This window comes from Desulfosarcina sp. (genome assembly GCF_041551955.1).
GTDB lineage: Bacteria > Desulfobacterota > Desulfobacteria > Desulfobacterales > Desulfosarcinaceae > Desulfosarcina.
Genome location: NZ_JBFELV010000161.1, coordinates 1 through 9,869, shown reverse-complemented (window position 1 = coordinate 9,869; position 9,869 = coordinate 1). Strand labels below are relative to the sequence as shown.

Genomic DNA, 9,869 nt, shown 5'->3' with positions numbered 1-9,869 from the left:
GCTGTCATTGGCCAGAACGTTGGTGGTCACGGCCGTATCTTCATCCGTGCTCGCCGTATCATCGACACTATCGACGACCGGGTTGACGGTCACATCCACCGTGGCCGTACTCGTCTCACCGTCATTGTCGGTAATCGTATAGGTAAATGAATCACTGCCGTTAAAATTGTCTGCCGGCGTGTAGGTAAACGTCCCGTCACCGTTATTGACCACACTACCGCCATTGACACTAGCGGCATCGAAGGCCGTGATCGTCGTCGCTGGATCTCCCAGCGCGTCATTGGTGAGGACATTGCCGGTGGTGACCGCCGTGTCTTCGTTCGTCGAGCAGCTGTCGCCGGCGGCCAGCGGGACGTCGTTGACCGGATCGACACGGATGGTGACGGTCGCGATATTCGAATCGGCATTTCCGTCGTTTGCATGGTAAGTAAAAGCGTCGACACCATGGAAGTCTGCATTCGGTGTGTATGTGAAGGAGCCATCCGGGTTCAGGGTAAAGAAATCGGCATTGGCAGGGCCACTGTCGAGAACAGCATTTAGGATGTCCCCGTCGATATCGAAATCATTTGACAGAACACCGTTGGCGGCGTTGACGGTCAGCGTTCCGTCTTCGAGGACGACATAGCCCTTCCAGACAGGCATCTCGGCAGCCACGACGCCATCAGCCAGAGTACCGTGGTGATTTAATGAAGACTGGTCGGCAACCGTGGTACCGCTGCCTTCGTCAAGACGCCAGTTGCCGATGAGACCCGACTCCGCCCCGGTCAACAGGGTATTCATGGTGGTCTGGATTTCAATCTGGGTGCGTGTCGTATTCCAGATTCGAACCTCATCGATGGCGCCGTCGAATCGCTGTGTAGTTGCATTTTCGCGACCACCAATCTGGAGTTCATTCATCGCAGGATATTGGTCCGCGATTGTACCAGAACCACTGTAGGAGTCCACGAGCACGCCGTTGGCGTATGTATCCACCACACCGTTGTTGTAGGTCACAGCAAGGTGAGTCCACTCCCCTGCCGTGGCAAAATAACCGGTGTTATGCCAGGACCAGTCAGGGTTGATATTGTCAAATGCCCATATGACCTCGCCGGTGTCAGCGGTGATGCCCAATTCATATTCGCCTTCTTTGTTGATGACGATTTGCGATCCGGTACCTAAACCTGTGGGCTTAATCCAAGCCTCCATGGTTAAATTGGTCGATACGGACAAGCCTGCGTATGCACCGATAGTCACATAATCATCGATGCCATCGAACACCAAACTGATCCGATCGTCCCGAGCGGCCGGCACATCATTGACATTGCCCACCGCTGCGGTTTGGAGAGAGGTAATACTCTCTGCGGTGCCGTCTCCGTCGGTATAACTCACCTGCACACTGATCTGTGCGCCCACATCGGCATCGCCCAGCGTGTAGGTGGAGCCAGTCGCACCACCAATGGCTGCACCGTTTCGTAACCATTGATAACTGAAAGCGCCCAGGTCGTCTATGTCACTGATACCGGAGGTGTCCACGCCGAGGATTTGATCTTCGGTGACGATTCCGGTAATCGTCGGCAGCCCGACCGGCGCATCGTTGACCGGGGTGACCGACGTTGAAAGGCTGGCGGTGGCCGCGGCAATGGCTGTGATGCCGCCATTATTGCTGGTGTCGACGTTGATGCGGGTTTCGCTGCCCGCGGTGGTCGAGTAGCCACCGGCGTGGGTGTCGTCCAATCCACGCACGGTCATGGCGGGGGGTGTACCGTTGTAATCGGCTACCGCCAGAAAGCGAACCAGACTGCTGCTGCTCAAGGCCAGCGCGGTGCTGTCATCAGCGACGGTACCTATGGCGAACCAGTTGGCGCCGGCATTGGTTGAATATTGCCATGTTCCTTGTGTACCTGCGTCGGCTGTATTACCCACGACGGCAATTCCTCCAAAGCCGTCGCCATCCACATCCGAAAACTGGCCGCTGAAAATGGCAGCGACGGTTTCTCCGGCCGGATTCGCGATGTCCTCATTGATGGAGGCGAGTGTGCCGTTGTTCAAGGTGGGTGCGTCGCTGACCGGTGTTACGGTTACCGACATGGTGTAGGCGGCACTATCCGATGTGCCGTCATTAACGCCAAAGTAAAAAATATCTGCGTCGCCAAAGAGGTCTGGCGGTGGATGGAAGGTCAGCTTACCGTCGGTGATATCAGCTACTGCAATGTCATGCACGACAGTGGTTACGAGAACAGTCCCATCCAGCTGAATAAAATTTCCAACGTGAATCGGTAATATTCTAACTAGTGCGAGTGGATCACCTTCAACATCGTTGTATCCGAAGTCGCTGATGGTAAATGTATAAATTTGTTCTTCGGGAGTGGTAATGGTTTTATCAGCTGCAGTGGGTGGGTCATTAACCCCGTTGACGGTGATGCTGGGGATGGCGGTTCCAGTACTGAAAGCGGTGGTATCGCCAAAACTGGACGTGTCCACTTTGGTTCCGGCAGCACCGGAGGTCTGATCCCAGGCGGCGAAGGAAAAGAACTCAGTGCCATTCCAGTTGGCGTTGGGGACAAACCGTAAACTGTCGGTATCGCGCAGCAAGAGGGAACTGGCCACCGAGACCGAACCCACCGCGGTCCAGCCGGAGCCGGTATCGTACTGCCACGTTCCATTGCTGTTCGAGAGGTTAAAAATCGCGATGCCTTCCACCGCGCCTGCATCTACATCGGTAATGGGGTCACCACCTGTGCTGGCCAGGATTGACGAGACGAGATCACCATTGTTTACCGTTGGATCTTCGCTGATCGAAGTGAGATGTAGACCAGCGCCGATGAGTTCGGGCGCCGTATTAACGATCGTTACCTGCTGGTCAGCCAGGAAAGTCATGTGATAGGGGCCTAACAGGCCACCGCTTCCACCGATGACACGTGTACCCAGCGATGCACCGGTCGCACCGTCGTATGCTCGTATATCGCTGGATCCAAAACCGGCTACATAAAGATTGCCGTCCGGACCGAACTGCAAACCGGTGGGGGTTGAAGGCGCACTGGCAGATGAGACGAACACGTTAATCGCTTTGGTGGTTGTATCGATGGATAGCACATTACCGCCACCTCCATTGGCTATATAAAGGCGGCCATCGGGTCCGAAATCCATTTGCTCAGGGTTGTTGAGCCCATTGCCGCTGTCGGCTAACAGATCGACGAAGGTGCCATCCAGTGCATTGAAGCGCAGGATCCGATGACCTTCGTAGTCACTGACATAAAGCATTCCGTCGGTGCCGATCAGCAGATCATTCGGTCCAATCAAACCGCCGGCTCCCGCCGTAACGAAGGCACCTAAAGAACCACCAGTATCGTTGTATCGTAAAATTTCTCCCGAATCGTTACTGGAAACCAACAGCGATCCGTCGGCCAGAAACAAGACGTCTGTGGGGCCGTTCAGCCCCCCGAGCCCGGTGGTGATAAAGGTGTCAACCAGCGTCAGCGTGCCAGGATCATAACGCAGAATGTTGTCACCATTGAAGTTTGCCACGTAAAGCAGGCCGTCGGGCCCCAGGGTGATGGCGTCAGGCGCGTTCAGGCCATCCCCGCTGCCGAATTGGGACTCGAAAGCGCCCGAATCGCCGTCGAATCTGTACAGGAGACTACCGGCCCAACTCGTGGCAATCAGGTCAGCGTTGAAATAGGTGCCGTCACTGTCGTTGGCACTGGCTGAAATATTGAAGGTATGCCCTGCCACATTCATCGCATAGGTGTGACTCACGCTGGATGGATTGCCAACGACGTCCTCGATGGTGCCATCACCCCAGTTGATCGTCCAGCCGGTGATCGTGTCGTTACCAGGATCACTGCTGCTCAGATTGAGTGTATAGCTGTTACCCGCCGTGACGGTTGGGTTGCCGGTAACCGTCAACGTCGGTGCGACGTTGCTTACTGCAACGTCGATGGTGGCCGTGTCAGTTTTTCCCTTTCCATCGTCGACTTCCAAGCCGATCGTGTTGACCCGATCGTTATCAAACCCGTATGCCTTGAGGTCGGACCAGTCTATTGTGGGGTTAACGCCAACCGCATCATCGTATACACCGTTATTATCGAGGTCCCAATGATAAGTCAGCGCGTCTAGTTCCGGGTCCGAGGATCCGGAGGCATTCAGGGTGAGGTTGTCGCCTTCGTTAATGTTGTAAGCTCCGCCAATGTCCGCTGATGGTGCCGAATTGATGACCACATCCACAGTCTGGGCGACAATCCCGTTCTCCCCACCGTCGCCATCTCTCAGGGCAAAGCGCACTTGGCGTAGCCCGGTCGCTGGTGTGGCCGAAATATTCTCGTAAGTGATATTGCGTGCAAGCGCCTGTACCGCTGGCTGGGTGGCACTGGCGTTCAGGTCGATGTCGAGCCGTATCAGGCCTGTCCCTACCGAAAAGGTGCCGATGTCCACACCCTCATAACTTACAGTGCTGCCAGACACCCCGATCTCGCCCGTTCCGGTCCCCTGGTTGCGGATCGCCAGGACATCGTTTGCAGTGCCACCGCTCATGAATCCGATCCGCAAATCACCAGAAAAAAAGTTTGTCGAATCCACGTCGGAAACGGTTGCCGACGCATCGACGACCACCGCAGACCCACCGGAGTAATAGGTGACGGGTGCACCGGGCAAGGTAACGACCGGATCGTCGTTCATGGCTACCATTGTGACGATGGTGGTCCCCACGTTGGAATCGTTGATCCCATCGTTGGCCACAAAAGAAATCGAGCGGGCAGTGGTATCGGGGGCCTCCGAAGTGTTGTTGTAGGAGACCGTTTGCAGGACCTGCCGGTAGTTTGCCACACTGTCTGCACCACTTAAGGTCAACACACCCGTTCCACTGTTGTAGCTGGCCGTGATCGAGGTCCCCGTGGTGTCGGCCAATAGGTTCTCCGCAGCCCCATCCAAAAGGTTCGTGATGCTGACTGTCAGGGAGTTCAGGTAGGCACCATCGACCCAGATTCGTCCGGTATGCGTACCGGTCTCGTAGCTGTCCTTCCAGAAACGAATGGCCGTGATCTCGCCTGCCACACTGCTTTGGAATCGGACGCCCAAGTCGAGGTTAACCGCATCCGTCAAGTGCAAATCCGGCGGGGTCTGGGCCGTGAAGATGCTCCCCCCGTTAAAGACAATATCACGGAAGTAATTGGAATTTAACCAGGTATTTGTCGGGTAGGACCCCACCGGGCCATACAGCCCGGCATCGTCCACCGTACTTAAAGGACCATTGTTCACGGGCGTAGACAAACCGTAGTCGTCGACGGCGTAGTAGGTGTCGCCGGTGTTGACTGTGACTGTGAAGACCGTATTGGCGGGAATGGCCAGCGGGGTGGAGAGGCCCTGCTCTTGCCACCCGGATGCTGTCTCGTTTACGAAGGTTACGGCTGCCAAGACCGTCTCGGTATCCGAGTCTGAGAGGGCCACATCCGCATCGACGATACCTACCGCTCCACCGTTTTCAGTGAAAGTGGTAGCGTAATCGGCCCCACTCTGCCCGGAGCTATCGTCAGCGTCCAGATCAAGTACGGGGGAGACGCCCAACACACCAAACCAGTTGTTCTGGATGTTGGCAGTGAAGGATAGTTGCGTCTCAATGCCCCCCGTGTTGTACTCGAGTTCCCAATCCCCACCGAAATTCTCGTGGCCGGTAATATCATCGGATGCCGCCACATCGGCACCTGTTAGTTGAGCCAGGGTATTGGTCAACGCTTGCCCGTCTTCTGTGGCTGCCAGGTTGCAGCCATAAAAGAGGATATCCCCGTTGACGGTCAGGGCACTGCCCCAGCCGGCCACGGCATCGCTGTTCTCCTGCAGGGTGTCGCTGTTCAGCCAGCCGTTGCCCAGATTGATCTGACCGTCGGTCCCGTGGGCGATGACATGCACGGCCGAGACGTCCGATCGATCGGTAAGGATGTCGCTGACCTGTTGGATACCGTCACGGTCGGCATCGAGCACCACGATCTCGATGGTCCGGTTCGTATCGCTCTCACGCAGACCATTGATCAACCAATCGAAATCGGCTACGTTGTCATTGACCAGCACCAGTTCGCGCCTTACGGCCGCATCCAGTGTAGCGGACGGCGGCGCGATATCCTTCTTTTCATCAATGGTCGATGAGATGGTGGCTTCGGTATCGGGTGCGGCCGGAATCGACGCTGATGACACATCGAGAGCGGGAATTGGGTTGAACAGGGTGTTCAATGCAGGGGCCCGGGACAGCAGGTCGACACGCCCGCTACCAGGCGTTAAACTGCGGTTTTCGCTTCCGATGGTATTGATACCAGTGTCGGGATGGAACACCATCGAGGCGCGGGTGAAGCCGCCGTGCGAATCGGATGGGGTGTCTGGCCCGGAACCATCGACGATGGCTCCCCAGCTTCCGGAGAGCAGCAGTCGGGGCTCGAGGGCCTCGAAACAGATGCCGGCTTTCGACAGGTGCTGATCCCCTACACATTTTTTAGGTTTCTTTTGCAATTGCCGATCTCTTGCCCGCTTCGAAATATACAAAACAGCGCAGATCTCCCACAATGGATCTATCCTTGGCTGTTATCGGCCGATGACGGCCTTTTCTTTAGCCTGCATAGGGTTGAAAGGTTCGTGGTTGGGAGGTTCAGAGGTTAAGCGTTGGGAGGTCGGAGGTCGGAACGCAGAACGGTGAACGGTGAACGGTGAACGGTGAACGGTGAACGGTGAACCAGAAAAATATTACGAAATTTCAAAAAACAAATAACAAAAGACAAACAATCAACAATACTCAAACTCAAAATTCTAAACCTCAGTTGGTAGTTGATCTTGTTTAAAAATTGGAATCTGAGATTTGTTTAGAAATTGGGATTTGAAGGTTGCTATTTTAGATTCGATATCAGATCTGGGTGAGGTCACTATGCGCGGTGAATACCGACAGGTGTACAGTTGCCGGTTTCCAGGGAACCCGGAACCCAGAACCCAGAACCCAAAACCTGTTCCATCCAACCGAAAGTATCCGAAAAAAAAACAATTAATAAAAAATCAGATGCAACCGATAAAAGGGCTAAAGCGACAGGCTGGGTTGCCGATCAACAACTTGATACGAATGGTGCGTCCGGGTCGCAAACGCTTCAAGAATGTATGGGAAATTGTACCCGATTACGGAGTTGAAATGAAAAATGTTTTGTAACACATCGTATTGTAAGTGTTTGCAGGGTGATGCAGATGCGCGGCGCCGGGCATGCAGACGTACTATCCGTACTTCAATCGCCCGGAAACAAAGCAGATGCGGTGCCCTGTGAACGCTTACGCGAAATTAGGTTTTCAAAGGTCTTTATGACGCAACCAACAGAGCAGCCATCCGGTCACGTCCTGATCGTCGACGATGACGAGATCATGCGGGATGCCGCGGACGGATCCCTCAAAGCGGCCGGTTTTAAGGTGTCGCAAGCCGAAAATGGCCTCCGGGCAATGGAGGCGTTGGACGACCTCCGGCCCGATGTCATCCTGCTGGATGTAATGATGCCGGAAATGAACGGTTTTGACACCGCCCAAGCCGTTCGGCAGAAGGCAGGTTTTGCATCAGTGCCCATTTTGATCATGACGGCGCTGGATGATCTGGAGTCAATCAACCGGGCATTCGAAGTCGGTGCCACGGATTTCATTACCAAGCCGATTAACTGGGTGATTCTAGTTGAGCGGGTTCGCTTCATGATGCGCGCCGTGCGAATGATGGACGCGCAGCGGCAGCTTCAAAATGAGCTGGTCCAGGCCCAGAAGATGGAGGCACTGGGAACCCTCGCGGGAGGTGTCGCCCATGATCTGAACAACGTGCTGTCGGCGATCATCAGTTATCCGGAATTGCTGCTGTGTAAATTGGACAGCGACAGCCCCTTGCGGAAACCGATTCTTACCATTCAACAGGCAGGGCAACGCGCGGCCGAGATCGTGAATGACTTGCTGACACTGGCCAGAAGGGGGGTCAGTGTAAAAAAAGTGATCGATATAAATAAAATTGTGCTGGACTACCTGAATTCACCCGAGCATGAAAAGCTCGTCTCTCATCATCCACACATTTCCATTGAAACCAATCTCAGCCCGGATCTGCTCAATGTCACGGGATCGCCGATCCATATTCGAAAAACGATCATGAACCTTGTCTCCAATGCAGCGGAAGCCCAACCCGATGGCGGCCGAATATCCATCTCGACTTACAATCACACGTTCAGCCCACCGGAAATGGGTGTTGAAACCGTCCGTGAAGGTGAATTTGTGGCCTTCGAGATATCCGATAAGGGGTGCGGAATATCTAAATCCGATTTAAATCGGATTTATGAGCCATTCTTTACCAAGAAGGTGATGGGGCGGAGCGGCACAGGCCTTGGAATGGCCGTGGTCTGGGGGACCGTCCAGGATCATCATGGGTATATCGATGTCACCAGCCAACCCGATGAAGGCACGACATTCTGCATCACCCTTCCGGCTACTAGAGAAATCGCGCAAAAAGCGCAAGCATCGGTTCCCGCGGACGAGTATAGGGGAGACGGTCAGGTGATATTGGTCGTCGATGATGTCGAGGAGCAAAGAGAGATCGCGACGGATATTCTGGAAATGCTCAATTACAAACCCATCTCGGTCGAGTCCGGTGAAAAAGCGATTGCATTTTTAAAAACCGGATCGGCGGACCTGGTCCTATTGGACATGATCATGGACCCGGGTCTCGACGGTCTGGAAACGTTTACAAAAATAATCGGGTTTAAACCCAATCAAAAAACCATCATCGCCAGCGGATATGCGAAAACCGTTCGTGTCGACAAAGTGATTCGGTTAGGCGCCAGCCAATTCATCAAAAAGCCTTACACGATGGAAACCGTTGGCCTGGCAATTAAAAATGAATTGCAAAAATAATTATATGAGTAGATTCCTAATGGACAAACAGGTAGAAATCTGTCCGAGCCACTGCCCGTGCCTCGATACCTGTGCAGAAAGGAAACCGCATCATGCAATACAATGACGGGATTGAAGATTCACGCCGGTACCTACGCCTTACCCTTGAACTGATCGGCAAACATGGGCTTCCCACAGACCCGTTGAACTACTGCATTTGGTACGAATATGTGTCTGGCCACAACGAGGAACTGAAGGCAGCCATAGACAACCACCTTGAAAAGGGGGAGACGTTCTCCACCGAGATTAACCAGCAGTTCTTCAGCCAATATATTGCGACGGACCAGGAAAGGTTGACCACGCTGGTTCGCAAAGAGCTGAATAAGGTCTTTGCCGAAATCATCGGTACGATGAATACCGCCGACCAGTTTTATTCCCAGTCGGCAAACAACATGCAAGCCATCAATGAAGCAATCGTACCCAATTTGCCTCAAGACCAGCTGAAGACGATTGTCAAGCAAATTAAAAATGAAATAACCAGCCTGGAAGGCTCCAGTTCATCCTTCCGAGAACAACTCCAGCAGGCGAATAGCGAAATCGAACAATTGAAAAACAAGATGGCGCTTTACCGCACGGAATCGCTCAAAGACCCCTTGACCCAGATCGGTAACCGTCGTGGATTTGACAAGGCCCTATCGGAAAACATCGCCCATGCCCAGGCTGACGGGACATCCCTTTGCCTGATCATTGCCGACATCGATTTTTTTAAGAAAGTCAATGACACCTATGGCCATCTGGTGGGCGACAACGTAATTCGCATGGTTGCCGCAACCCTCAAGGACTCCATCAAGGGCAAGGATCTGGCAGCCCGCATCGGCGGAGAAGAGTTCGCCATTCTGCTGCCAGACACACCTGTTGATGGGGCCATGAAACTGGCCAACGATATCCGGTTGGCTTTTGAACGGCTCGACCTGAAAAAAAAGAGCACCGGTGAAAGTCTGGGTAAGATCACCCTCAGC

Annotated in this window: 3 protein-coding genes; 2 read left to right on the top strand and 1 reads right to left on the bottom strand. The window is 53.9% G+C overall.

What is annotated here, in order from left to right:
• Positions 1 to 6,525: DUF4347 domain-containing protein (locus tag ABYV26_RS13400; RefSeq protein ID WP_372681778.1), on the bottom strand; the 6,525-nt coding region annotated here is incomplete at its 3' end.
• Between the two features lie 774 nt (positions 6,526 to 7,299).
• Here ABYV26_RS13400 and ABYV26_RS13395 point away from each other — a divergent pair.
• Entirely contained in the window at positions 7,300 to 8,871 is a 1,572-nt protein-coding gene (locus ABYV26_RS13395; protein ID WP_372681777.1) for a response regulator, read from the top strand.
• Between the two features lie 92 nt (positions 8,872 to 8,963).
• On the top strand, positions 8,964 to 9,869 hold a 906-nt coding region (locus ABYV26_RS13390; protein WP_372681775.1), incomplete at its 3' end, for a diguanylate cyclase.